The sequence below is a fragment of the Actinacidiphila glaucinigra genome, from assembly GCF_035918135.1.
Classification (GTDB): domain Bacteria; phylum Actinomycetota; class Actinomycetes; order Streptomycetales; family Streptomycetaceae; genus Actinacidiphila; species Actinacidiphila glaucinigra.
On the sequence record NZ_CP109144.1, the window covers coordinates 5,635,336 to 5,659,802 of the forward strand.

Here is a 24,467-nt window from a genome sequence, read left to right on the forward strand (position 1 = left end):
TCGTCAGTCCTTGGGGAAGGGGCTGTCTCCGCGCGCCACGGCCGCGAGGAGCCCGGTGAAGTACCCCTGGACCAACTGGTGGAGCTGATGTCCGAAGCTGATCCGCGCCACCCCCAGCTCCGCCAGTCGCGCCGGTGAGGGGCCGCCGGGCCAGGACAGCACGTTCACCGGGCGGCCGTCCACGGCCTCGACGACGGCCCTGACGGCCGTCTCGTCCAGCGCCCCGATGGGGTAGACGCAGTCCGCGCCGGCCTCCAGGTACGCCCGCATCCGGTCCGCCGTGTCCGCCAGCCGCTCCGCCGGGCCGCCCGCACCGCGGACGAAGCGGTCCGTCCGGGCGTTGATCACCAGATCGGGGTCCGCCGCGCGCAGGCCCGCGAGGTACTCCGCCTGCTCCCCGGCGTCGGCCGGCAGCCCCGTGCGGTGGTCGGTGTCCTCCAGGTTGCAGCCCACGGCGCCGGTCGCGGCCAGCCGCTCCGCGAGTTCCGCGGGCCCCATCCCGTACCCCCGCTCCATGTCGGCCGTCACCGGTACGGGGACGGCCCGGGCGATACGGGCGACCGCGGCGAGCATCTCGTCCGCGGGCGTGTCCTCCTGGTCCTCGTACCCCAGGGCGGGCGCCACGGCCGCGCTCCCGGTGGCGACCGCCGGGAAGCCCGCGTCGGCCACGGCGCGGGCCGAGGCGCAGTCCCAGATGTTCGGCAGGACCAGCGGGTCACCCGGCACGTGCAGGGCGCGCAGCCGGGAGGCGAGGGCGGTACGGGAAGGCTCGGTGCTCATGCCCTCCACGCTACGAGCGCGGGCCCCGGCCCGCCGAGGGTCATTCACTCCTTGCGAGACGGGGCCACTTCAGGTGCGCCGTGCGCCGGGGTGCCGCAAGCTGGACGGGTGAGCACCACCCCGATCGTCGTGTCCCCCGTCCAGGCCGGGGACCCGCCCTTCCGCATCGTGCAGATCGACGGGCAACCCGTCGGCATCGCCCATGACCTGCTCGACGTCGTCCGCATCGCTCACGACGCCGGCCGGAAGCACGTCGACTTCGACGACCCGCAGGCCGTGCGCTGGCTCGGCGGGGGCAAGTACCACTGGTCCCCGTGAGGCCCGCCGGACCTCTGGTCCCGCATACGGTTGCGTAAGATCCACTTCCCACGGTTGGGTGGTCCGCATGACTCGGACCCTCTACCTCTTCGCCGGCGCCGCCCCGCCCGTCTTCGACGTCGCGCGGGTCATCGAGGACGCCCAGGTGCGCGGCTGGAACGTCTGCCTCGGCCTGACGCCCACCGCGGCCCGCTGGCTGGAGCCGAGTCTGGACGGGCTGGCCGCGCTGACCGGCCGCCCCGTGCGCCACGAGTACCCGCTGCCCGGCCGTCCCGAGGTCTGGCCCCCGGCCGACGTGATCCTGGTGGCCCCGGCCACCTTCAACACGATCAACGGATGGGCGCTGGGCCTCACGGAGACGTTCGTGACCGGCACCCTCGCCGAGGGCATCGGCAAGCGCGTCCCGATGGTGGCGATGCCGTCCGTGAACGCCGCGCTCATGCAGCACCCGCAGTTCGAGCGCTCGCTGGAGACCCTGCGCACCGCCGGGGTCACGGTGCTGTTCGCGGACGCCGGGGCCGGCCCCGAGTACCCCTGGCAGCCGGCGCTCGCCGCGGCCGAGGCGGTCGCCGGCTGACGCGCCGGGGCCGGGGCCGGGGCCGGGGCCGGGGGTCCCGGCCTCCGGGTACACGACGAGGGGCCGGTCCGTTTTCACGGACCGGCCCCTCGTCGATCAGGGTGAGTGACGGGACTCGAACCCGCGGCATCCTGGACCACAACCAGGTGCTCTACCAGCTGAGCTACACCCACCATGACCGGTGTCCGTTACTGCTTCCCACCGGCCGAGAAAAAGTGTACAGGGTCCGGAGGGGTGCTCGCTGCCACCTTTTCCGTGGGTCGCTCACTCCACCGTTTCCGCAGGCAGGACGTACTTCGCGGCGATCGAGCGCGCCGTGTCGGTGTCGGGTCCCGGCTGCGGCACGAAGACGGCCTCGCGGTAGTAGCGCAGCTCCGCGATGGACTCCCGGATGTCGGCGAGGGCGCGGTGGTTGCCGTTCTTCTCCGGGCTGGCGAAGTAGGCGCGCGGGTACCAGCGCCGGGCCAGCTCCTTGACGGAGGAGACGTCGACGATGCGGTAGTGCAGGTGCTGTTCGAGCGTGGGCATGTCCCGGGCGAGGAAGCCGCGGTCGGTGGAGACCGAGTTGCCGCACAGCGGTGCCTTGCGGGGTTCGGCCACGTACTGGCGGATGTAGTCCAGGACGAGCTTCTCCGCCTCCTCCAGGGTCACGCCGCCGTCGAGCTCCTCCAGCAGGCCGGAGTTGGTGTGCATCGTGCGGACGATCTCCGGCATGCTCTCCAGGGCCTCGGCCGGCGGACGGACGACGATGTCCACCCCCTCACCGAGCACATTGAGCTCCGAGTCGGTGACGAGCGCCGCCACCTCGATCAGAGCGTCCTGGGCCAGGGAGAGCCCGGTCATCTCGCAGTCGATCCACACCATCCGGTCGTTCATACGTCTCACCCTACGGGGCGATCCCGTGGAGCAGGCATGGTCGCGCTGCGACTGCGCCCGTCACGGCCGTCCCGCTCACCCCGCGGACGCCGGGAACCGTGCGGTTCACGGGGTTCGAAACGGCTGCCCGCCTGCTCCGGGATGCGTGCCGCGTAGGGCGGTTCGCCCTCGGTCTTGAGCGAGGCCGCGCCCGCGCCCGCGCCGGCACCGGACTGGCCGGGGATCTGCAGCACCCCGCCGTGACCGCGGTCCGCGGTGGCCGCGGGGCCGCGGCGCGGGACCGGGACGCCGCCCGCCTCGGCGCCGCGCGGTTCCCGGGCGGCGGCGAGCGCGTTGGAGTCCGGCTCGTCCTGCGGGCGCCGGGCCCGGTAGGCGGCCCGGTACGAGGCGGGGGAGGAGCCGAGCTGGCGGCGGAAGTGGCCGCGCAGCGCGACGGGCGAGCGGAAGCCGCAGCGCGCGGCGACCTCGTCCACCGAGTAGTCGGAGGTCTCCAGCAGCCGCTGGGCCTGCAGGACGCGCTGGGTGATCAGCCACTGCAGGGGCGCGCTGCCGGTCAGCGTGCGGAAGCGGCGGTCGAAGGTGCGGCGGCTCATGTAGGCGCGGGCGGCGAGGGTCTCCACGTCGAACTGCTCGTGCAGGTGCTCCAGCGCCCAGGCGACGACCTCGGCGAGCGGATCGCCGCCGATCTCCTCGGGTAAAGAGCGGTCGAGGTGCCGTGGCTGGCCGCCCCAGTCGCCGCGCCGGGGCGGCACGACCAGCCGGCGGGCGAGCGCGTTGGCGGCCTCGCCGCCGTGGTCGCTCCGTACGACGTGCAGGCACAGGTCGATGCCGGCGGCGGTGCCGGCGCTGGTGAGGACGTCGCCGTCGTCGACGAACAGCTCGCGCGGGTCGACGTGGACGGACGGGTAGCGCTTGGCGAGCGTCGGCGCGTACATCCAGTGCGTGGTGGCGGGACGGCCGTCCAGCAGCCCCGCGGCGGCGAGCACGAAGGCGCCGGTGCACAGCCCGATGATGCGGGCACCCTCCTCGTGGGCACGGCGCAGCGCGTCCAGCGCCTCGGCGGGCGGCGGCTGCGAGATCGAGCGCCAGGCGGGGACGACGACCGTGCCGGCCCGCGACAGCGCCTCCAGTCCGTACGGGGCCGACAACTCCAGCCCGCCGGTGGTGCGCAGCGGGCCGTCCTCGCCGGCGCAGACCAGCAGCCGGTAGCGCGGTACGCCCGCGTCCTGGCGGTCGATGCCGAACACGGAGAGCGGGATGGAACTCTCGAAGATGGGGCCGCCGCTGAACAGCAGTACGGCGACGACCTCCTGACGGCGTCGCGCCGACAACTTGCGCGGCCCGCGGCCTTGTTGGGCGGTGGCGGCCGGGCCTGTCGGAACAGAGGTGCTCACCGGGGCGCCGGACGCTCCCGGGACGTGCGGGACGGCCGGTGTCCCCGTCGGTGCGGACGGTGCGGTGGACATGCCGGCGGCCGACTGGATCTCCGCCATGGTGCCGGTCCTGGACTCCTGTGTCATGGAGCTCAAGCCCCCCTCGGTCGTCTGGTCCTCTCGGTCCTGCACGGGTCCCCCGCCGTTGTCGCTCAAGATCGAATCTACTGGTTCCGCTGTTCCCGCAGTGGCAAGTTCACCACCTGCCGGTATGTCGACATGACCACGTGGCGTGAAGCATTCGATCACGAAGCGTTCCCTTCGTGAAGTGTGCCTTCCGGGAGTGGAACCGGCGCACAGCGTCCGTGCGCCCCCTCATTCCGCTTCCACCCTGGTGGCGGCGGGGGTTGTGGGACATGATCCCAAGTCCCGCCGCTCATGGGGAAGTTGGCCGAAAATGATGGGAAGTATGGTACGCACCCCTGGTCAGCGCTCCGTCGTACGCCCCTTGGGTGGCCGGGGAGTGAGTGCGCCCCCGTTGCCCCGTGCGGCCGGGAGGACGATTCCGGATATGGCCGGAGGCGGACAGCGGGAGTGGGCCGGGCGCGGGGTGACTTGTCCGATTGGCGACGGGGCGTTGCGCTCGGCCGCCGGCTCCGGCATTCTCCTGGAAACTCCGGGGTAGGGGGACGCTGTGAGGGCGCCTGCGCATCTGTGCAGGGGCCCGCACTCGCCGTACTCTGGAGTCAGCGGGAAGGGCAGCCCCTTACCGGTCGAAATCAGGCCGGTCCCGCGGCCCCCGCACTGTTGTTGTCCGCCCACTCGGCGCCCCCGGCGCCGACCTTGCCGAGAAACCGCATCATGGCCGGTTACGAGCTCCCCGAGCCCGCCGACGGAAAGCCGCTCGCCGAACCGGCGGCGGTGCCGGAGGCGGACTGCGAGGCGCGCACTTCCTGTGATCCCGCCTTCCGGCACGGCGTGGTCGTCGGTTTCGACGGCTCCGTGTCGAGTGAACGGGCCCTGTCCTACGCCATCGGCATGGCACGCCGTTCCGGTTCCGCACTGATCATCGTGCACGTCGCGAACCGGCTGCCGGCGACCGTGTGGGCGGGCTGCGAGCCGCCCGTCTTCGTCGACGTCCCCGACCACCGGACCGAGGTGCTCGGCCTGGAACTCGCCTGCGCCGACCACCTGTCGGAAGTGCCGTGGATCCTGGTCGAGCGCGGGGGCGACATCTGCCACGAGCTGGAGGAGGTCGGCCGGGAGTACGAGGCCGACGCCATCGTGGTGGGCGGGACGCACGGGATCATCGGCAAGATCTTCGGATCGGTCGCCGGGCGCCTTGCCCGCCGCGCTCAGCGGCCTGTCGTGGTCATTCCATAACGATTCGGTGCACGACGCCGTGAATCCGGCCTCCACGGGATTGCTTGTGCCCTTGTGAAGGGTATCTCATCTGCAGTTTCTTCCCTCGTACCCGAAGGGGGCCCGCGGTGGACAACGACGTCTCCACGGCACGGACCGCAGGAGCCGGCGCGACGGCTCTGGGATATCTGACACTCGGCCTGACGCTGATCGCCTACGGGCTGCTCAGCACCGGCGTATTCGACGGCACCGCGGCGGCGGACGCCGCCCGGCTCGCGCTGGTCGTCGGCGGCGTCACGCAATTCGTCGCCGGCATGTGGGAGTTCTACGGCGGCAACGGCTTCACCGGCACCGCCTTCGCCTCGCTGGGCGCCTTCTGGGTGACCTGGTCGGCGGGGTCCGGTGTGAGTGCGAGCAAGGAGGCCGCCGGGCTCTTCATGCTCCTGTGGGCGCTGCTGGCGCTCAGCCTGACGATGGCCGCCTGGCAGATGGGCGGCGTGGCGCAGGCCGTCTTCGGGCTGCTGACCGTGTCCACGGCCCTGTCCGGCGTAGCGGCACTCGCCTCCAACGGAGGTCTCGGCAAGGTGGGCGGCTGGGTCGGCCTCGCGGCCGGCGCGGTGGCCTGGTACGGCGGGACCGCACTGCTCACCAACGCCGCATGGGGCCGGCGCGCCCTCGCCGACGGCTGGCGGCTGTCCATGCCGCACCGAGGGCACGCGGCCTGACCGGCGGGGAACACGGCAACGAGGCCCCCCGCGCCTTCGGGCGCGGGGGGCCTCGTCGTCCGTCTGCGGGTCCCCGGCGGGGCTACTCGACGGTGACGGACTTCGCCAGGTTGCGCGGCTTGTCGATGTCCCGGCCCAGCGCCAGCGCCGTGTGGTAGGCCAGCAGCTGGAGCGGGATGCCCATCAGGATCGGGTCGAGCTCGTCCTCGTTCTTCGGGACGACGATCGTGTGGTCCGCCTTCTCCTGCTCCCGGTGCGCGACCGCCAGGATCCGGCCGCTGCGGGCCTTGATCTCCTCCATCGCGGCGCGGTTCTTCTCCAGCAGCGAGTCGTCCGGGACGATCGCGACCGTCGGCATCGCGGGCTCGATCAGGGCCAGCGGGCCGTGCTTGAGCTCGGAGGCCGGGTACGCCTCGGCGTGGATGTAGGAGATCTCCTTCAGCTTCAGGGACGCCTCCAGCGCGACCGGGTAGCCGCGCACCCGGCCGATGAACATCATCGACTTGGCCTCCGCGTAGTCGGCGGCCAGCTTCTTGATGTCCTCCTCCTGCGTGAGGATCTCCTGGATCTGCTCGGGCAGCGCACGCAGGCCCTCGATGATCCGCTTGCCGTCGGCCACCGACAGATCGCGGATGCGGCCCAGGTGCAGGGCGAGCAGCGCGAAGGCGACGACGGTGTTGGTGAAGCACTTGGTGGAGACGACGCAGACCTCCGGGCCGGCGTGCACGTACACGCCGCCGTCGGTCTCCCGGGCGATCGCGGAACCCACGACGTTCACCACGCCGAGGACGCGGGCGCCCTTGCGCTTGAGCTCCTGCACCGCCGCGAGCACGTCGTACGTCTCTCCGGACTGCGAGACGGCGATGTAGAGGGTGTCGGGGTCCACCACCGGGTTGCGGTAGCGGAACTCGGAGGCGGGCTCCGAGTCGGCCGGGATACGGGCCAGGCCCTCGATCAACGAGGCGCCGATCATCCCGGCGTGGAAGGAGGTCCCGCAGCCGAGGATCTTCACGCGGCGGATGCCGCGGGCCTCGCGGGCGTCGAGGTTCAGGCCGCCCAGGTGCACGGTGGAGAACTTGTCGTCGATGCGGCCGCGCAGCACACGGTCGACCGCGTCGGGCTGCTCGCAGATCTCCTTGTGCATGTACGTGTCGTGACCGCCCATGTCGTAGGAGGCGGCCTCCCACTCCACGGTCTCGGGGGTGGCGGTGGTGCGGGTGCCCGAGGTCGTGTACGTGCGGAAGTCGTCGGCCTTCAGGGTGGCCATCTCGCCGTCGTCGAGCGTGACGACCTGGCGGGTGTGCGAGATCAGCGCGGCGACGTCGGAGGCGACGAACATCTCCTTCTCGCCGATGCCGAGGACCACCGGCGAGCCGTTGCGGGCCGCGACGATCCGGTCGGGGAAGTCGGCGTGCATGACGGCGATGCCGTACGTGCCCTCGACGACCTTCAGCGCCTCGCGGACCTTCTCCTCCAGGGACGCGGCCTGGGAGCGGGCGATGAGGTGGGTGATGACCTCGGAGTCGGTCTCGGAGGCGAAGACCACTCCGTCGGCCTCCAGCTTGGCGCGCAGCTCGGAGGCGTTGTCGACGATCCCGTTGTGGACGACGGCGACCTTGCCCTCGGTGTCGAGGTGCGGGTGCGCGTTCTCGTCGCTGGGGGCGCCGTGGGTGGCCCAGCGGGTGTGGGCTATGCCGGTCGTACCGGCGAAGCGCTTGGGGACCCGTGCCTCCAGCTCACGGACCCGGCCCTTGGCCTTGACGGCCTTGAGCCCGCCGGACTTGCCGGCGATCACGATGCCCGCGGAGTCGTAACCGCGGTACTCCAGTCGCTGCAGGCCCTCCAGCAGCAGCGGGGCGACATCACGCTTCCCGATGTAGCCGACGATTCCACACATGTTTCCGTCCCTCCCGGTCGCTCGAGGCGGCCCGGTCTCGCTGTCAGCCGTAGACGATGCGGCGCAGCTGCCGCAGTGAGAACGCGGGCGGGGTGACCGCCCGGTGCGGCAGCTCGGCCGTGATCCGTTCGAAGATCTCCGCGTTCTGCAGACCTTTGGCCTGCAGCTCGCGGTGGCGGCGCCGTACGAAGTCCTCGGCTGTCTCGTCGAAGTACGCCAGGACGTCGAGGACCACCCGGGCGGCCTCGCCGCGTTGCAGCGGCGTGGTCCGCACCAGGTGGTCGACGAGGTCGTCGTGGGTCGTCCGGCGTTCGAGCACCGGTCGATACTGAGGGACGGAGGAGGCTGATCGCAAGATCTCTGCCCGATTTCGGGCAGGAAGGCGGCGAAAACTACGCCGGAAGGCCGAGCTCGCGCGCGATCAGCATGCGCTGCACCTCGCTGGTGCCCTCGCCGATCTCCAGGATCTTGGAGTCCCGCCACATGCGGGCGACGGGGTACTCGTTCATGAAGCCGTAGCCGCCGTGCACCTGGGTGGCCTCGCGGGCGTTGGTGACCGCGATCTCCGAGGAGTAGAGCTTGGCCATCGCCGCCTCCTTCTTGAAGGGCTCGCCGGCGACCAGCCGGGACGCCGCGTCCCGCCAGGCCAGCCGGGCGGTGTGGGCGCGCATCTCCATGTCGGCGAGCTTGAAGGCGACCGCCTGGTTGCTCCCGATCGGACGGCCGAAGGCGGTGCGCTCCTTGGCGTAGGCGACCGACTCGTCCACGCAGCCCTGCGCCAGACCGGTGGCCAGCGCCGCGATGGCGATCCGGCCCTCGTCCAGGATGCGCAGGAACTGGGCGTAGCCCCGGCCCTGCTCACCGAGCAGGTTGGCGGCCGGCACACGGCAGTCGGAGAAGGACAGCTCCCGGGTGTCGGAGGCGTTCCAGCCGACCTTGCTGTACTTCTTCGAGACCGTGAAGCCGGGGGTGCCGGACGGCACGATGATCGAGGAGATCTCCGGGCGGCCGTCCTCCTTCCGGCCGGTGACGGCCGTGACCGTGACCAGCGCGGTGATGTCGGTGCCCGAGTTGGTGATGAAGCTCTTCGTGCCGTTGATCACCCACTCCTTCGTCGCCTCGTCCAGCCGGGCCGTGGTGCGGGTGCCGCCGGCGTCGGAGCCGCAGTCCGGCTCGGTCAGCCCGAAGGCGCCCAGCTGCTCGCCCGAGGTCAGCTGCGGCAGCCAGGCGCGCTTCTGCTCCTCGGTGCCGAAGCGGAAGACCGGCATGGCGCCGAGCGAGACGCCCGCCTCCAGGGTGATCGCCACGGAGGAGTCCACCCGGGCGAGCTCCTCCAGGGCGATGCAGAGGGCGAAGTAGTCGCCGCCCATGCCGCCGTACTCCTCGGGGAAGGGCAGGCCGAACAGGCCCATGCGGCCCATCTCGCGGATGATCTCGTAGGGGAACTCGTCGTGCTCGTAGAACTCGCCGATCTTCGGCGCGACGACGTCGTGCGCGAACTCCTCCACCGTGCGGCGGAGTTCCTCGTACTCGGCGGGGAGCCGGTGGGCGGTCGTCATGGCTGTGGTCACTCCTGGTGGGAGAGGGCGCGGACGGTACGGGACGGGCTCGGTCGGCCCAATTGCTCCGCCATCCACACGCTGGTGGCGGTGAGGCGGCTGAGGTCGACCCCGGTCTCGACGCCGAGGCCGTCGAGCATCCAGACCAGGTCCTCGGTGGCGAGGTTCCCGGTGGCGCTCTTGGCGTAGGGGCAGCCGCCGAGGCCGCCGGCGGAGGCGTCGACGACGGTCACGCCGTGCCGGAGGGCGGCCAGGGTGTTGGACAGCGCCTGGCCGTAGGTGTCGTGGAAGTGGACGGCGAGCCGCTCGACGGGCAGGTCCAGGCCGCCGAGGGCGTCCAGCAGCGCCACGACGTGGCCCGGGGTGGCGACGCCGATGGTGTCGCCGAGGCTGAGCTCGTCGCAGCCCAGGTCGTACAGCCGGCGGGCCACCCCGGCGACCTGCGGGACGGGCACCGCGCCCTCCCACGGGTCGCCGAAGCACATCGACAGATAGCCGCGCACCCTCGCCCCCGCCTCCTTGGCGGCGGTGACGACCGGCGCGAACATCTCCAGGGACTCCTCGACCGTGCGGTTGAGGTTGGCCTTCGCGAAGGACTCGGTCGCGCTGCCGAAGACGGCGACCTCGCGCACCCCCAGGGCCAGCGCCCGCTCCAGCCCGCGGCGGTTGGGCACCAGCACGGGCAGCCGGACCCCGTCGCCCAGGTCGTCCAGCAGCGGCATCAGCTGCTCGGCGTCGGCGAGCTGGGGCACCCACTCGGGGCGCACGAAGCTGGTCGCCTCGATGGTCGTCAGGCCGGCGTCCGCCAGGCGGTGCACGAACTCCGCCTTGACCTCGGTGGGCACCGTGGCCTTCTCGTTCTGCAGCCCGTCGCGTGCGCCGACCTCGTGGATGCGCACCCGCTGCGGCAGCCCGTCCAGGGGCACGGACATGGGCAGCCCGGGGGTTCGCTCGACGGCCGTCATTCCGCCTCCTCCTGGTGCGGGGTGACGACGGCGAGCACCTGGTCCATGGCGACCGTGCTCCCCGGGCTCACGTCGATCTCGGTGACGGTGCCGTCGTGCGGGGCCGTGATGACGTGCTCCATCTTCATCGCCTCCACCACCAGCAGGCTCTGGCCCGCGGTGACCTCGTCGCCCTTGGCGACCTTGACCACGGTCACCGTGCCCGGCATGGGCGCTGCCAGGGTGTCCACCCCGCCCGCGCCGGCACCGCCGCGCAGCGCGGCCTCGACCGGGTCGTACGGCTGCAGGTGCCAGCCGTCGCCGTCCCTGCCGAGCCAGTCGCCGGCGTGGTCGAAGGCGTGCGTGACGCCGTCCCACTCGACGGTGATCCGCTGCCCGGTCTCCGGCAGAAGCCGGGCCCGCAGCGGTGCGTCGTCGCCGACGCGGACCTCGGCGTCGCCCGCGGGGCCGCGCGTGCGCACCCGCACGGCGTCGGTACCGGAGACGCGCAGCCAGTGGTCCGTCCAGGCGGGCTCCCCGCCGAGCCGCCAGCCGCTCGGCACGGAGAAGGGGTCGGTCCAGCCGCCGGCCGCCGGCTCCAGGGCGGACCGGCGCAGCAGCGCGGCCGCCGCGTACACCTCGGCGGGCACCTCGGCGGGCACCAGGCCCGCCAGCTCCCGGTCGATCAGGCCGGTGTCCATCTCGCCGGAGACGACGTCGGGGTGGGCCAGGAGGCGGCGCAGGAACCCGGTGTTGGTCTCCAGGCCCAGCACGGTCGTCCCGGCGAGAGCGGCCCGCAGCCGGCGCAGCGCCGTCGGGCGGTCGGGACCGTACGCGATGACCTTGGCGAGCATGGGGTCGTAGGACGTGCCGATCTCACTGCCGGCGCTGAGCCCGGAGTCGACGCGCACGCCCTCACCGTCGGGCTCGTCCAGCGCCAGCACGGTGCCCGCCGACGGCAGGAAGTTGCGCGAGGGCACCTCGGCGCAGATCCGGGCCTCGACGGCGTGCCCGGTCAGAGCGATCTCCTCCTGCCCGAACGACAGCCGCTCGCCCGCGGCGATCCGCAACTGCCACTCCACCAGGTCCAGCCCGGTGACCAGTTCGGTGACGGGGTGCTCGACCTGGAGGCGGGTGTTCATCTCCATGAAGCAGTAGGCGGACGGATCGGCGCCCGGGACGATGAACTCCACCGTGCCCGCGCCGACGTAGCCGCAGGACAGCGCGGCCTGCACGGCGGCGGCACCCATGGCGGCCCGGGTCGCCTCGTCCAGGAGGACCGAGGGGGCCTCCTCGATCACCTTCTGGTGGCGGCGCTGCAGCGAGCACTCGCGCTCGCCGAGGTGCACCACGTTGCCGTGGGCGTCGGCCAGCACCTGGATCTCGATGTGCCGGGGCCGGTCGATCCACCGTTCCACCAGCAGGGTGTCGTCCCCGAAGGAGCCGCGCGCCTCGCGGCGGGCGGCGGCGATCTCCTCGGCGAGCAGAGCCGTGTCGCGCACCAGGCGCATCCCCTTGCCGCCGCCGCCCGCCGACGGCTTCAGCAGCACCGGGGTGCCGATCTCCAGGGCGGCGGCCGTCAGCTGCTCGTCGGTGAGGCCGCTGCCGCTGCTGCCCGGCACCACCGGGACCCCGGCCTCGCGGACGGTCTCCTTGGCGCGGATCTTGTCGCCCATGAGCTCGATGGCCCGGGCCGGCGGCCCGATGAAGGCGAGCCCCGCGTCCGCGCAGGCGCGGGCGAAGGCGGCGTTCTCGGCGAGGAACCCGTAGCCGGGGTGGACGGCCTGGGCGCCGGTGCGGGCGGCCGCCTCCAGCAGGCGCTCGATCGACAGATAGCTCTCGGTGGCGGCCGCCGGGCCGATGCGCACGGCGGTGTCGGCCTCGCGTACATGGCGGGCGCCGGCGTCGGCGTCGCTGAAGACGGCCACCGAACGGATCCCGAGCCGCCGCAGGGTGCGGATGACGCGGACGGCGATCTCGCCGCGGTTGGCCACCAGGACGGTGTCGAACATCGCTGACATCACAGTGCTCCCCTACATCCGGAAGACGCCGAAGCCCGGCGCCTGCGGATCGCGTTGCGGAATCGGCGCGTTGGCGCAGGCGGTCAGGGCCAGCCCGAGCGCCTGACGGGTCTGCAGGGGGTCGATGACCCCGTCGTCCCACAGCCGGGCCGTCGCGTAGTAGGCGTTGCCCTGCTCCTCGTACTGGGCGCGGATGGGGGCCTTGAAGCGCTCCTCGTCCTCCGCCGCCCAGGTGTCGCCGGCGCCTTCGATCTGGTCGCGCTTGACGGTGGCCAGCACGGAGGCGGCCTGCTCGCCGCCCATGACGGAGATCTTGGCGTTGGGCCACATCCACAGGAAACGCGGCGAATAGGCGCGGCCGCACATCGAGTAGTTGCCCGCGCCGTAGGAGCCGCCGATGACGACGGTCAGCTTGGGCACCCGGGTCGTGGCCACGGCCGTGACCATCTTGGCGCCGTGCTTGGCGATGCCGCCCGCCTCGTACTGGCGGCCCACCATGAAGCCCGAGATGTTCTGCAGGAAGAGCAGCGGGATGCCCCGCTGGTCGCACAGCTCGATGAAGTGGGCGCCCTTCTGGGCCGATTCGGAGAACAGGATGCCGTTGTTGGCGACGATGCCCACCGGATGGCCGTGGATCCGGGCGAAGCCGGTGACCAGCGTCGTGCCGTACTCGGCCTTGAACTCCGCGAAGCGGCTGCCGTCGACGAGGCGGGCGATCACCTCGCGGACGTCGTAGGGGGTGCGCGAGTCCACCGGGACCGCGCCGTAGAGCCCGGCCGGGTCGACGGCGGGCTCCTCGACGGGCCCGACCGTCCACGGCAGTTCGCCGCGGGCGGGCAGGGTCGCCACGATGTTCCGCACGATGCGCAGCGCGTGGGCGTCGTCCTCGGCGAGGTGGTCGGTGACGCCGGAGGTGCGGGAGTGCACCTCGCCGCCGCCGAGCTCCTCCGCGGTGACCACCTCGCCGGTGGCGGCCTTCACCAGCGGCGGGCCGCCGAGGAAGATCGTGCCCTGGCCGCGGACGATCACCGCCTCGTCGCTCATCGCGGGGACGTAGGCGCCGCCCGCCGTGCAGGAGCCGAGGACGGCGGCGATCTGCGGGATGCCGCGCGCGGACATGGTGGCCTGGTTGAAGAAGATCCGCCCGAAGTGGTCGCGGTCGGGGAAGACCTCGTCCTGCTTCGGCAGGAAGGCGCCGCCGGAGTCGACCAGGTAGACGCACGGCAGCCGGTTGTCCAGGGCGATCTCCTGGGCGCGCAGGTGCTTCTTGACCGTCATCGGGTAGTACGTGCCGCCCTTGACGGTGGCGTCGTTGGCGACGATCACGACCTCGCGGCCGGAGACCCGGCCGATCCCGGCGACGACACCGGCGGCCGGGGCCTGGCCGTCGTACATGCCGTCGGCGGCCAGCGGGGCGAGCTCCAGGAAGGGGGAGCCGGGGTCGAGCAGCCCGTCCACCCGGTCGCGGGGGAGCAGCTTGCCGCGCGCGGTGTGCCGGGCGCGGGCCTTCTCGCCGCCGCCGAGGGCAGCCGCGGCGAGCTTCTCGCGCAGCCGCGCGGACAGCTCGGCGTGCGCCTTCTCGTTGGCGCGGTAGGCCTCGCCCGCCGGATCCGCGGCGCTGGCGAGGACGGGTGCTTCCATGTCACGGGCCCCCGGAGGAGTTAGCGGTCGTTAACGTGTTGTCCACCACGTTAGCGGTCGTTAACACGGCTGTCTAGAATGGTAGGACCATGAGATCGCGGGGGGCGTCCACAGGCCGGACGCCTCGCGGAAAGGTGCGGTGTGGAGCCCACGAGGACGGCTGCCAGGGCGGCCAGCGGCAGGCGCGACCAGATCCTGAGGGAGGCCGCGCGGCTCTTCGCCGAGCGCGGGTTCCACGGGGTCGGCGTGGACGAGATAGGGGCGGCGGTCGGCATCAGCGGCCCGGGGCTGTACCGGCACTTCGCGGGCAAGGACGCGATGCTCGCCGAGCTGCTCGTCGGGATCAGCGGCCGGCTGCACTCGGCGGGCCGCATGCGCGTCGCGGAGGCCGACGGCGCGGCCGCGGCGCTGGACGCCCTGGTCCGCGGGCACATCGACTTCGCCCTCGACGACCGGGCGCTGATCATCCTGCACGACCGGGAGCTGGACCGGCTCCGCGACTCCGACCGCAAGCTCGTGCGCCAGCTGCAGCGCCAGTACGTCGAGCAGTGGGTCGCGGTCGTCCGCGAGGTCCATCCCGGGGCGGCCGAGTCCGAGGTCCGCGCGGCCGTGCACGCCGTCTTCGGCCTGCTCAACTCCACCCCGCACCTCGGCCCGCACGGGGGGCTGCCCGGCCGTGCGGCGACCGCCGTGCTGCTGCACCGGCTGGCCCTGGGCGCCTTCGCCGCTCTGGACAGCGCGCACAACCGGGAAGTAACTTACTGAGCGCTTGCTTATCGCTTCGGGTGCAGAGGAGGCGCCAAGTGCGTCGCACGGTATTCAACGAGGACCACGAGGCCTTCCGGGAGACGATCCGGGACTTCATCGCCAACGAGGTCGTGCCCGTCTACCCCGAGTGGGAGGAGGCGGGGTACCCGCCGCGCGACTTCTACCGGCGCCTGGGCGAGCTGGGCATCTTCGGCATCGAGGTGCCCGAGGAGTACGGCGGCGCCGGCATCACGGGCTGGAAGTTCAGCGCGGTGGTGACCGAGGAGTGCGCCCGCGCGGGCGTCAGCTTCGGCAGCAGCGGCGTGCACACCGGCCTGGTGCTCCCGTACCTCCTCGAGTTCGCCAGCGACGAGCAGAAGAAGCGCTGGCTGCCGGACTTCATCAGCGGCGACATGATGACCGCCATCGCCATGACCGAGCCCGGCACCGGCTCGGACCTGGCCGGCATGACCACCACCGCCAGGCTCTCCGAGGACGGCACCCACTACGTCCTCAACGGCGCCAAGACCTTCATCACCGGCGGCGTGGTCGCCGACCGCGTGCTGGTCGTCTGCCGCACCTCGCCCGCCACCCCGGAGGACCGCCGCCGCGGCCTGTCGATCCTCGTGGTGGACACCACGAGCGAGGGCTACGCCGTCGGCCGCAAGCTGGAGAAGATCGGCCTGCGCACCTCCGACACCGCGGAGCTGTCCTTCAGCGACGTCAAGGTCCCCGTCGAGGACCTGCTCGGCGAGGAGGGCAGGGCCTTCTCCTACCTGGCCCACAACCTGCCGGTCGAGCGCCTCGCCATCGCCGTCGGCTCCTACGCCCAGGCCGACGCCGCCGTCCGCTTCGCCACCCAGTACGTGCGCGACCGCAAGGTCTTCGGCAAGAGCGTCGCCGAGTTCCAGAACACCAAGTTCGTGCTCGCCGAGTGCGCCTCCGACGTCGACGCCATGCAGGCCGTCGTCGACCGCGGCCTGGAGGCCCACGAGCACGGCGACTTCACCGCCGCCGACGCCGCGCGCGCCAAGCTGTTCTGCACCGAGACCGCGGCCAAGGTCATCGACCGCTGCCTCCAGCTGCACGGTGGCTACGGCTACATGCTGGAGTACCCGATCGCCCGCCTGTACGCGGACAACCGCGTGCACCGTATCTACGGCGGCACCAGCGAGGTCATGAAGTCGATCATCGCCAAGTCGATGGGGCTGTGACCGGACGGTCCGCCGACCCCGAGAGACGCACGTGACCAACCACGCACTGCAGTCCCTGCTCGACCTTCTCGACCTCGAGCGGATCGAGCAGGACATCTTCCGCGGCGCCAGCCGCCCCGCCGTCGTCCCCCGAGTCTTCGGGGGCCAGGTCGCCGCACAGGCGCTGGTCGCGGCGGGGCGCACGGTCCCCGAAGGACGCGACGCCCACTCCCTGCACGCCTACTTCCTGCGCATGGGCGACCCGGGCGCGCCGATCGTCTACCAGGTCGACCGCATCCGTGACGGCCGCTCCTTCACCACCCGCCGGGTGGTCGCGGTGCAGCACGGGCAGCCGATCTTCCACCTCTCGGCGTCCTTCCAGACGTACGAGGACGGGCTGGAGCACCAGGAGCCGATGCCGCCGGCGCCGGACCCGGAGACCCTGCCCACGGGCGAGGAGCTGTTGCGCCCGCACCGGGACCGGTTCCCCGACCCCTCGGTCGTGGACCGCCTTCTGGAGGCCAGGGCCGCCGTCGACCTGCGCTACGCCGACGCCCCGCCGTTCCTCGCCGCCGGGGCCGGGCCGCGTGAGCCCCGCTCCCAGGTGTGGTTCCGCACCAACGGCAAGCTCGCCGACGACCCGCTGCTCCACGTCTGCCTCGCCACCTATGTGTCGGACATGACGCTGCTGGACTCCGTGCTGCTGGCCCACGGTCGCGGCGGCTGGGCGGTCGGCGACGTGGTGGGCGCCAGCCTGGACCACGCCATGTGGTTCCACCGGCCGTTCCGCGCCGACGAATGGCTGCTGTACGACCAGCAGAGCCCCTCCGCCTCCGGCGGGCGCGGGCTCGGCACCGCACGGATCTACACCCAGGACGGGCGGCTCGCCGTCTCCGTCATCCAGGAGGGCGTGGTCCGCGTACCGCGGGACTGATCCACCGGGTCGCAGGTCGCCGGGGCGGTCACCGCCAGGCGTCCGGCGGCATTGCCGCCCGCACCAGGAAGCCGCCGTCCGGCTCGGGGCCCGCCTCCAGGGTGCCGCCCAGCGCGGCGGCGCGCTCGCGCAGTCCGGCGCTGCCGTTCCGCCGGACGGCAGCGCCGGGCCCTGTTCCTCCTCGCCGTCAGACGTGTTCCGCACCGCGACGTGCAAGGGGCGGCGAGCCGCACCGTCACCTCGGTGCGCGCGCCGGGGGCGTGCTTGCGCGCCTTGGGCAGGGCCTCCCGCACGGTGCGGTACGCCGCGTGCTGCACCGGCGGCGGGCATCCTGCACGGCCCGGGGCGGGCAGGTCGCCGTGTACCCCGCCCGGCCGCGGACCGCGATGTCCGTCCCGGGGGTGGTCCTCCGGCGGCGCCGGACCGGGAGAATCGACGGCGATCGCGATGAGCGCACCGTCGGTCGTATGCCGGGCGGCCGTGCCCTGCCCGTCGGTCGACGGGGGACGACGCGGCCCGCGGAGGAACACGGGGAACGGGGGTTCTCATGCCGTGGACCAAGGGCGGGGCGCAGGCCCCGGCCTGACGGCATCGGGCCCCGGGGCGCCGGCAGGACGGCGGCCCCGGGGCCGTGCGGAAACGGCGGGCCACGCCTCCTCGGGGGCGTGGCCCTGCTGTCAAGCGGAGCCGGTCAGGCCCGCCGCCTCCAGCAGGTAGGCGGTCATCGGGTCGTAGTGGCGCGGGTCGGTGACGTGGTCGTCGAGCGGGACGGTCACCGAGACGGTGCCCTCCGCCTCGGCCAGGAAGAGCGCCGGGTCGTTGCAGTCGGCGAAGCCGATCGCGTCGATGCCGCGCTGCCCGGCGCACCCCGCCCAGCCGTGGTCGGCGACGACCAGGTCGGGCAGCGGCCGGCCCTGCGCGGCCAGCCCGTCCAGGACCGCCGCCATCGGGCCGGGGGAGTGGGTGTGCCACAGCGTGGCGCCGCGCTCCAGCATGGCCACGTCGCAGAACTGGAAGACGCCGCCCTCGTCGGTGGACAGCCCGCCGGGGATCGCGACGACCTCGGCCCCGGCGGCCCCCACGGCCGCCGCGAGGGTCCGGTGGACGTCCAGCAGACCGCCGGGGTGGCCGGTGGCGAACAGCACCCGCTGCCCGCCCTCCACGGCCTTGCAGAGCATCCGGGCGGCGCGGTCCAGGGCGCTGATCGTCAGCTCGGGGTCGATGGTGTCCTGCCCGCGGAGGTGGCCGGGGTCGGCCACGACCCCGCAGCGCTCGGCCATGACCGCCAGCACCGCCTCCTCGTCCGTCCAGCGGTCGCCGAACTCCAGGCCGAACCAGTAGTGGCGGTCGCCCTCGGCGAGTCTGCGGTAGTGCGAGCGGTTGTTCTCGCGGGGAGTGGCGACGTCGCCCGCGATGCGCGTGCGTACGAGGTGGTCGGCGAGGGCCTTGCGGGACGGCGCGGTGACATGGGGCAGCATGACCCCCATTGTCGCCTGCTGTCGGACGTGCGTGCGGGGGGCCGCCGATCGACGCCGGTCCGTTACCTCCTGCCGGGGCGTCAGGAAGCCCGCCGCCGCGGGGCGCACGGGTTCACAGCCAGCGGAGCGCGAACCACAGCTCCATGCGTACGTCCGGGTCGTCCAGGTCCGCCTCCAGCAGGGCCGCCGCCCGCCCGATGCGCTGGCGCACGGTGTTGCGGTGCACCTCCAGCGCGACGGCCGTACGGTCCCAGCTGCCGTGCAGACCGATCCAGGTGCGCAGCGTCTCCACCAGGGCGGGCGAGTCCGTCACCGGCGCCAGCAGGTCCTCCGCCCTGGCCCGCGCGTCGTCCGGGGTGACCAGTCCGGTCATGCCGGGACCGGCTCCGCGGTGGACCACAAGCGGCGCACGCGTGCCGATCGCCCGGCGCAGCGCGGCCGCGGCCTGTCCGTCCCCGGTGACGAGGGCGGCCACCGCCACGGGCCCGCTCACCCCGAGGGTCCACCCCGGCTGGGCGGTCACCTCGCGGCCGGCCGGCAGCAGCAGGCGTACGACCGCGTCGTCCGGCTCTACCAGCGCGGTGCCCAGCGCCGTACCGAGGGCGGCGGCCGCCAGAGGTCCGGCCGGGCCGCCGCGTCTGCGCGCGTGGACGACGGACCACCGGGATCCGGGTCCCAGCAGCGGGGCGGCCTCCTCCGGGGCCGCGCCCAGCAGCAGCCGGACCAGTGCCGCGGACCGGCCCGCCTCCGCGCTGCCCAGGTGCGGCCCGGTGAGCAGGGAGAGCAGCACGGCCGCGACGTTGGCGACCGCGTGGTCGCCCGGATCGGGACGGCCCGTCGCCAGGACGAGCGCCGGCCGCTCGCTCGGGGCTCCGCCGGCGAGGGCGTACGCCGACAGGCGCGTCCCGGCGTGGGAGTCGGTCGCCGACGACGGCGCGTGCGCGTCCGGCGCCGGGCGGACCACCCGGGCGAGCCGGACCGCGGCCGCACGCGCGCCGGGGTCGGGGGCGGTGCCCGCCGCGTACACCTCGGAGCCGTCCGGGGCGATCAGCGCGGCCCAGGCGCCCAGACGGCCGGCGAGCCTGCGCAGCACCGAGGGGACGGGATCGGGGCGCGCGGCGGCCGCGGCGAGGGCCTGCTGCGCCTCGGTGACGTGCCGCAGCTCGCGGACCCTGGCCTCGCCCATGGCCTGCCATACCGCGCGCGCGACCGTGGTGAAGGGTGTCTGCGGCGGCACCTCCACCAGCGGCAGGCCGTGCCGGTCACAGGCGGCGAGCAGCGCCGCCGGAGTCTCGTCGTGCACCGGGGCGAGGCCGAAGCCGAGCGCCGACGCCCCCGCCTCGACCGTGCGGGCCACGTAGCGGTCCAGGTGGGCGCCGGCGCCCTCCGCCGACGCGAAGTGCACCCCCGCGGTCAGCAGCAGCTCCCCGCCGAGCAGATAGGGGAAGGGGTCCTCCATCTCGCTGGTGTGCACCCACTGGACGCGGACGTCCCTCTCGGCCGCGGACGGTCCCGCGACCTGGCGCAGCCCGAGGTCGGGCAGGGCGAGCAGGGCGGCAAGGGGGATCGGCGGGGTGGGCGGGGTGGCCGGCGCCAGGTCCTGACGCGGGGGAGTCATGTGCGTTTCCTCCATCCAGGCCGGCAGCGATGGAGGAAACGTACACTTCAGCGCTTCTTCCCGGCCACCTATCGTCACCGCAGAGGAAGCCAGCGGCTCCGCCGCGCTACCGATGGAGGAGGGCTCATGGCCGTCGACTACGCCGTGATCATCGCCTATCTGGCCGGCATGCTCGCCGTGGGCTGGTGGGGCATGCGCCGCGCCAGGTCCAAGAGCGAGTTCCTGGTCGCCGGCCGCCGGCTGGGCCCGTCGATGTACTCCGGCACCATGGCGGCGATCGTCCTCGGCGGCGCCTCCACCATCGGCGGCGTCGGCCTCGGCTACCAGTACGGCCTGTCCGGCGCCTGGATGGTCTTCACCATCGGCCTCGGCCTGCTGGCGCTGAGCGTCTTCTTCTCGGCCCGCATCGCCCGCCTGAAGGTCTACACCGTCTCCGAGATGCTCGACCTGCGCTACGGCGGCTCGGCCGGAGTCATCTCCGGCGTCGTCATGTGGGCGTACACGCTGATGCTCGCGGTCACCTCGACCATCGCCTACGCGACGATCTTCGACGTGCTGTTCGGCCTGGACCGCACCCTGGCGATCATCCTGGGCGGCGCCGTCGTGGTGGCGTACTCCACGCTGGGCGGCATGTGGTCGATCACGCTCACCGACATGGTGCAGTTCGTGGTCAAGACCCTCGGCGTGCTGGTCCTGCTGCTGCCGATCGCGGTGGTCAAGGCGGGCGGCTTCGCGGAGATGAAGGCGCAGCTGCCGACCGAGTACTTCGCCCCCCTGGGCATCGGCGGGCAGACGATCTTCACCTATGTGCTGATCTACACCTTCGGCATGCTCATCGGACAGGACATCTGGCAGCGGGTGTTCACCGCCCGCAGCGACAGGGTCGCCAAGCTCGGCGGCACCGTCGCCGGTGTCTACTGCCTGGTGTACGCCATCGCCGGCGCCGTCATCGGCACCGCCGCCAAGGTGCTGTACCCCGATCTGGCCGCGGCCGACGACGCCTTCGCCACCGTCGTCAAGGACGCGCTGCCGGTGGGCGTGCGCGGCCTGGTGCTGGCCGCCGCGCTCTCCGCGGTGATGTCCACCTCCTCCGGTGCGCTGATCGCCTGCGCCACGGTGGCCAACAACGACATCTGGTCGCGGCTGCGCGGCGTGGTCGCCCGCGGGCGGGACGACGAGGGCGCCCACGACGAGGTGGCGGGCAACCGCGCCTTCATCCTGATCATGGGTGTTGCCGTCATCGGCATCGCCATCGCGCTGAACAACGTCGTCGAGGCGCTGACCGTGGCCTACAACCTGCTCGTCGGCGGGCTGCTGGTGCCGATCCTCGGCGGACTGCTCTGGAGGCGGGGTACCGCACCGGGCGCCCTGTCCTCGGTCGTCGTCGGAGGCGTGGCCGTCGTCGGCCTGATGGTCTGGAAGGGCATCCTCGCCAACGAGCCCGTCTACTACGGCCTGCTGGCCTCCCTGGTCGCCTATGTCGCGGTGAGCCTCGCCACCAAGCCGACCGACGCCGCCGTGCTGGCGGCCTGGCGGGAGCGGCTGGCCGGACGGACCCCCGTCCCGGCCGCCGAGGGGACCGTTCCGGTCGGATAAAGTCACAAAGCCAGCAGAGCGCAACGAAGCGTACGAAAGAAGGCAGTTACCCATGAGCAGCACCGAGCCGCGCGGCCCCATCGACTCCTCCCGTACCCCGCGGTACGCCGGTCCCGCCACGTTCGCGCGGCTCCCGCGCCTCGACGAGGTCGGCACCACCGACGTCGCCGTGGTCGGCGTGCCCTTCGACGCGGGCGTCTCCTACCGCCCCGGCGCGCGCTTCGGCGGCAACGCGATCCGCGAGGCCTCCCGCCTGCTGCGCCCCTACAACCCGGCGCAGGACGCCTCGCCCTTCGCGCTCGCCCAGGTCGCGGACGCCGGTGACATCGCCGCCAACCCGTTCGACCTCCACGAGGCCGTCGAGACCATCCAGGCCGCCGCCGACGACCTGCTCGACACCGGTGCCCGCCTGATGACCCTCGGCGGCGACCACACGATCTCGCTGCCCCTGCTGCGCGCCATGGCCCGCAAGCACGGACCCGTCGCCCTGCTCCACTTCGACGCCCACCTCGACACCTGGGACACCTACTTCGGGGCCGAGTACACCCACGGCACCCCGTTCCGCCGGGCCGTCGAGGAGGGCGTCCTCGACACCTCCGCGCTCTCCCACGTCGGCACCCGCGGCCCGCTGTACGGCAAGCAGGACCTCACCGACGACGAGAAGATGGGCTTCGGCATCGTCACCTCCGCCGACGTCTACCGGCGCGGCGCCGACGAGGTCGCCCAGCAGCTGCGCGAGCGCATCGGCGACCGCCCGCTCTACATCTCCATCGACATCGACGTCCTCGACCCGGCCCACGCCCCCGGCACCGGCACCCCCGAGGCCGGCGGCATCACCTCCCGCGAGCTGCTGGAGATCCTGCGGGGCCTGGCCTCCTGCAACCTGGTCTCCGCCGACGTCGTCGAGGTCGCCCCCGCCTACGACCACGCCGAGATCACCAGCGTCGCGGCCTCCCACACCGCGTACGAGCTGACCACGATCATGACCCGGCAGATCGCGGCGGGCCGCGCATGAGCGAGCGGAACGGCGGCGACCTGGTCGTCGAGTCCCTGGCGGCGCTCGGCGCGACGACCGTCTTCGGGCTGCCCGGGCAGCACGCACTGGGCGCCTTCGACGCGCTGCGGCGCTCGAAGCTGGAGTACGTGGGCCTGCGCGTGGAGAACAACGCGGGTTTCGCCGCGGACGCGTACGCCCGCGTCACGGGCGGCGCCGCGCCGCTGCTGGTCTCCACCGGCCCCGGCGCGCTGATGACGCTCGCCGCGCTCCAGGAGTCGGCCGCCGCCTCGGCGCCGGTCGTCGCCATCGGCAGCCAGGTGCCGGTCGCCGGTCTCGGCGGTGGCCGCCACGGCCACCTGCACGAACTCGTCGACCAGAAGGCGTCGTTCCGCGACATCGTCAAGTCGGTGCACACCGTCCGCACCGCCTCCCAGATCCCCTCGGCCCTCGCCGCCGCCTGGGAGTCGGCCCTGACCGCGCCGTACGGGCCGGTCTGGGTGGAGATCCCGCAGGACGTGCTGCTCGCCCCCGTCACCGTCCCGCCGGTCGGGGAGCTGGCGGCCGAGCCCCGGCCGCTGCGCCCGCGTGCCGAGCTGGTCGCCGAGGCGGCGGCGCTGCTGTCCCACGCCGCGCGGCCGGTCGTGCTGGCCGGCGGCGGGGTCGTGCGCGCGGGGGCCGAGGCCGAGCTGCGTGCCCTCGCCGAGCGGCTCGACGCCCCGGTCGCCTGCACCTTCGGCGGCAAGGGCGCCTTCCCCTGGGAGCACCCGCTGTCGCTGCGGAGCTGGCTGGAGGACCGGCACACCACCGACTTCCTGGAGGACGCCGACGTCCTGCTGGTCGTCGGTTCCGGGCTGGGCGAGCTCTCCTCGAACTACCACACCTTCCGCCCGCGCGGCCGGGTGATCCAGGTCGAGGCCGACCTCGGCAAGCTGGAGTCCAACCACCCGGCGCTCGGCATCCACGCCGACGCCCGGCTCGCCCTCGGCGCGCTCGCCGCGGCCGTCGACGAACGCCGCGACGCAGCGGCGCCCGAGGCCGTGGCGGCCCTGCTGGAGCGGGTCCGGGAGCGGATCGACAGCCAGGACCTCGGCCTGGAACGGAGCGTGCTGGCCGCCGTGCGGGACGCCCTTCCCGAGGACGCCCCCAGCTTCTGGGACATGACGATCCTCGCCTACTGGGCCTGGTCCGCGTGGCCCGGTCCGATGCACTCCGCCCAGGGCGCGGGCGGCCTCGGCTACGGCTTCCCGGCAGGGCTCGGCGCGGCCGCCGCGGACCGCACCCGGCCCGTGCTGGCCGTCTCGGGCGACGGCGGCGCGATGTACTCGATCGCCGAGCTCGCCACGGCCCGGCAGTACGGCCTGCCCGTCACCTGGCTGATCGTCGACGACGGCGGCTACGGCATCCTGCGCGAGTACATGACGGACGCCTTCGGCGAGGCCACCGGGACCGAACTGGCCCGGCCGGACTTCGTCGCCCTGGCCGGATCCTTCGGCGTCCCGGCGGTCCGTACCAGTCCCGAGCGGCTGCGGGACGACCTCGCGGACGCCCTCGCGGCGCCAGGCCCCTCGGTGGTCGTGCTCCCCGCGTGCCTGCGGATGTTCGCGCCGACCCACCTGGGGTGACCGGGCGGGGCCCGGCCCCGGCCGGGCCCGCCCGTCCCACCGGGCGAAACGTTTCGGTGCGCTGTGTCGTAGGACCTCCGCCCGAGCGCTGTCGGACCCTCGTCGTAGTTTTGTTGCGGGAGGATGAAATCCGCACTCCAGCGCGTTGTGATCCTCCGGCGAGAAGGACGGGACGGAAGGACACCGGGTGGCGGCGAAGGACGAAGCGA

Annotated in this window: 21 protein-coding genes and 1 tRNA gene; 10 read left to right on the forward strand and 12 right to left on the reverse strand. The window is 73.1% G+C overall.

Annotated elements, in window-relative coordinates:
- Positions 1-3 precede the first annotated feature (3 nt).
- The gene (locus OIE69_RS25350) at positions 4-780 is read right to left on the reverse strand and encodes an isocitrate lyase/PEP mutase family protein (protein ID WP_326575917.1); all 777 of its coding nucleotides are present in this window, start codon (positions 778-780) and stop codon (positions 4-6) included.
- Positions 781-888: 108 nt separating this feature from the next.
- Between OIE69_RS25350 and OIE69_RS25355 the strand changes: the two genes are divergently transcribed.
- Both OIE69_RS25355 and OIE69_RS25360 read left to right on the forward strand, forming a co-directional pair.
- Complete coding sequence (locus OIE69_RS25355; protein ID WP_018563956.1) at positions 889-1,098, forward strand: hypothetical protein; 210 nt, start codon at positions 889-891, stop codon at positions 1,096-1,098.
- A 67-nt stretch (positions 1,099-1,165) separates the two neighbouring features.
- Positions 1,166-1,675, forward strand: coding sequence for a flavoprotein (locus OIE69_RS25360; RefSeq protein WP_326575920.1), 510 nt, complete (start codon positions 1,166-1,168; stop codon positions 1,673-1,675).
- Positions 1,676-1,775: 100 nt separating this feature from the next.
- Here the strand turns inward: OIE69_RS25360 and OIE69_RS25365 are convergent.
- The 3 genes from OIE69_RS25365 to OIE69_RS25375 form a co-directional block, all read right to left on the reverse strand.
- A tRNA-His gene (locus OIE69_RS25365) sits at positions 1,776-1,848 on the reverse strand.
- 91 nt (positions 1,849-1,939) lie between these two features.
- On the reverse strand, positions 1,940-2,551 hold the full coding sequence (gene orn, locus OIE69_RS25370; RefSeq protein ID WP_018563954.1) for an oligoribonuclease: 612 nt from the start codon (positions 2,549-2,551) through the stop codon (positions 1,940-1,942).
- 5 nt (positions 2,552-2,556) lie between these two features.
- Positions 2,557-4,071 carry a helix-turn-helix domain-containing protein gene (locus OIE69_RS25375; protein ID WP_326575923.1) on the reverse strand — a complete coding sequence of 505 codons (1,515 nt, stop codon included), beginning with the start codon at positions 4,069-4,071 and terminating at the stop codon, positions 2,557-2,559.
- A 714-nt stretch (positions 4,072-4,785) separates the two neighbouring features.
- On the opposite strand from OIE69_RS25375, the gene OIE69_RS25380 reads away from it, so the two are divergent.
- Together OIE69_RS25380 and OIE69_RS25385 are read left to right on the forward strand one after the other, a co-directional pair.
- Positions 4,786-5,307 (forward strand): universal stress protein, encoded by a 522-nt coding sequence (locus tag OIE69_RS25380; RefSeq protein WP_018563952.1) that lies wholly within the window; start codon positions 4,786-4,788, stop codon positions 5,305-5,307.
- 107 nt (positions 5,308-5,414) lie between these two features.
- Entirely contained in the window at positions 5,415-6,011 is a 597-nt protein-coding gene (locus OIE69_RS25385; RefSeq protein WP_018563951.1) for an acetate uptake transporter, read from the forward strand.
- A gap of 82 nt (positions 6,012-6,093) precedes the next feature.
- Here OIE69_RS25385 and glmS read toward each other — a convergent pair whose 3' ends face one another.
- From glmS to OIE69_RS25415, 6 genes are all read right to left on the reverse strand, one after another.
- Positions 6,094-7,908: a glutamine--fructose-6-phosphate transaminase (isomerizing) gene (glmS, locus tag OIE69_RS25390; protein ID WP_326575927.1), complete on the reverse strand. Its 1,815-nt coding sequence runs from the start codon at positions 7,906-7,908 to the stop codon at positions 6,094-6,096.
- Positions 7,909-7,951: 43 nt separating this feature from the next.
- Positions 7,952-8,227 (reverse strand): hypothetical protein, encoded by a 276-nt coding sequence (locus tag OIE69_RS25395; protein ID WP_326575929.1) that lies wholly within the window; start codon positions 8,225-8,227, stop codon positions 7,952-7,954.
- Between the two features lie 73 nt (positions 8,228-8,300).
- Positions 8,301-9,467 carry an acyl-CoA dehydrogenase family protein gene (locus OIE69_RS25400; protein WP_326575931.1) on the reverse strand — a complete coding sequence of 389 codons (1,167 nt, stop codon included), beginning with the start codon at positions 9,465-9,467 and terminating at the stop codon, positions 8,301-8,303.
- An 8-nt stretch (positions 9,468-9,475) separates the two neighbouring features.
- Entirely contained in the window at positions 9,476-10,432 is a 957-nt protein-coding gene (locus tag OIE69_RS25405; protein ID WP_326575933.1) for a hydroxymethylglutaryl-CoA lyase, read from the reverse strand.
- Positions 10,429-12,423 carry an acetyl/propionyl/methylcrotonyl-CoA carboxylase subunit alpha gene (locus OIE69_RS25410; RefSeq protein WP_326581409.1) on the reverse strand — a complete coding sequence of 665 codons (1,995 nt, stop codon included), beginning with the start codon at positions 12,421-12,423 and terminating at the stop codon, positions 10,429-10,431. The genes OIE69_RS25405 and OIE69_RS25410 overlap by 4 nt, the downstream gene beginning before the upstream one ends.
- A 21-nt stretch (positions 12,424-12,444) precedes the next feature.
- Entirely contained in the window at positions 12,445-14,073 is a 1,629-nt protein-coding gene (locus tag OIE69_RS25415) for a carboxyl transferase domain-containing protein (RefSeq protein WP_326575935.1), read from the reverse strand.
- 141 nt (positions 14,074-14,214) lie between these two features.
- Here OIE69_RS25415 and OIE69_RS25420 point away from each other — a divergent pair, with 141 nt between their 5' ends.
- From OIE69_RS25420 to OIE69_RS25430, 3 genes are read left to right on the forward strand one after another with little or no spacing between them, the layout of a single operon-like run.
- Positions 14,215-14,838: an SACE_7040 family transcriptional regulator gene (locus tag OIE69_RS25420; RefSeq protein ID WP_326575937.1), complete on the forward strand. Its 624-nt coding sequence runs from the start codon at positions 14,215-14,217 to the stop codon at positions 14,836-14,838.
- 38 nt (positions 14,839-14,876) lie between these two features.
- Positions 14,877-16,034, forward strand: a complete 1,158-nt coding sequence (locus OIE69_RS25425) for an acyl-CoA dehydrogenase family protein (RefSeq protein WP_089225911.1) — start codon at positions 14,877-14,879, stop codon at positions 16,032-16,034.
- A 31-nt stretch (positions 16,035-16,065) separates the two neighbouring features.
- On the forward strand, positions 16,066-16,947 hold the full coding sequence (locus tag OIE69_RS25430) for an acyl-CoA thioesterase (protein WP_326575939.1): 882 nt from the start codon (positions 16,066-16,068) through the stop codon (positions 16,945-16,947).
- Between the two features lie 677 nt (positions 16,948-17,624).
- Here the strand turns inward: OIE69_RS25430 and OIE69_RS25435 are convergent.
- Both OIE69_RS25435 and OIE69_RS25440 read right to left on the reverse strand, forming a co-directional pair.
- Positions 17,625-18,434, reverse strand: coding sequence for a phosphatase (locus tag OIE69_RS25435; RefSeq protein WP_326575941.1), 810 nt, complete (start codon positions 18,432-18,434; stop codon positions 17,625-17,627).
- Between the two features lie 103 nt (positions 18,435-18,537).
- Positions 18,538-20,043: a PucR family transcriptional regulator gene (locus OIE69_RS25440; protein ID WP_326575943.1), complete on the reverse strand. Its 1,506-nt coding sequence runs from the start codon at positions 20,041-20,043 to the stop codon at positions 18,538-18,540.
- A gap of 126 nt (positions 20,044-20,169) precedes the next feature.
- On the opposite strand from OIE69_RS25440, the gene OIE69_RS25445 reads away from it, so the two are divergent.
- The 3 genes from OIE69_RS25445 to OIE69_RS25455 are packed head-to-tail and all read left to right on the forward strand — an operon-like array spanning position 20,170 to position 24,258.
- Positions 20,170-21,639 (forward strand): sodium:solute symporter, encoded by a 1,470-nt coding sequence (locus tag OIE69_RS25445; protein ID WP_326575945.1) that lies wholly within the window; start codon positions 20,170-20,172, stop codon positions 21,637-21,639.
- A 52-nt stretch (positions 21,640-21,691) separates the two neighbouring features.
- Positions 21,692-22,654: an agmatinase gene (gene speB / locus OIE69_RS25450; RefSeq protein WP_326575947.1), complete on the forward strand. Its 963-nt coding sequence runs from the start codon at positions 21,692-21,694 to the stop codon at positions 22,652-22,654.
- Positions 22,651-24,258, forward strand: a complete 1,608-nt coding sequence (locus OIE69_RS25455) for a thiamine pyrophosphate-binding protein (RefSeq protein ID WP_326575949.1) — start codon at positions 22,651-22,653, stop codon at positions 24,256-24,258. The genes speB and OIE69_RS25455 overlap by 4 nt, the downstream gene beginning before the upstream one ends.
- The last annotated feature ends 209 nt before the right edge of the window (positions 24,259-24,467 follow it).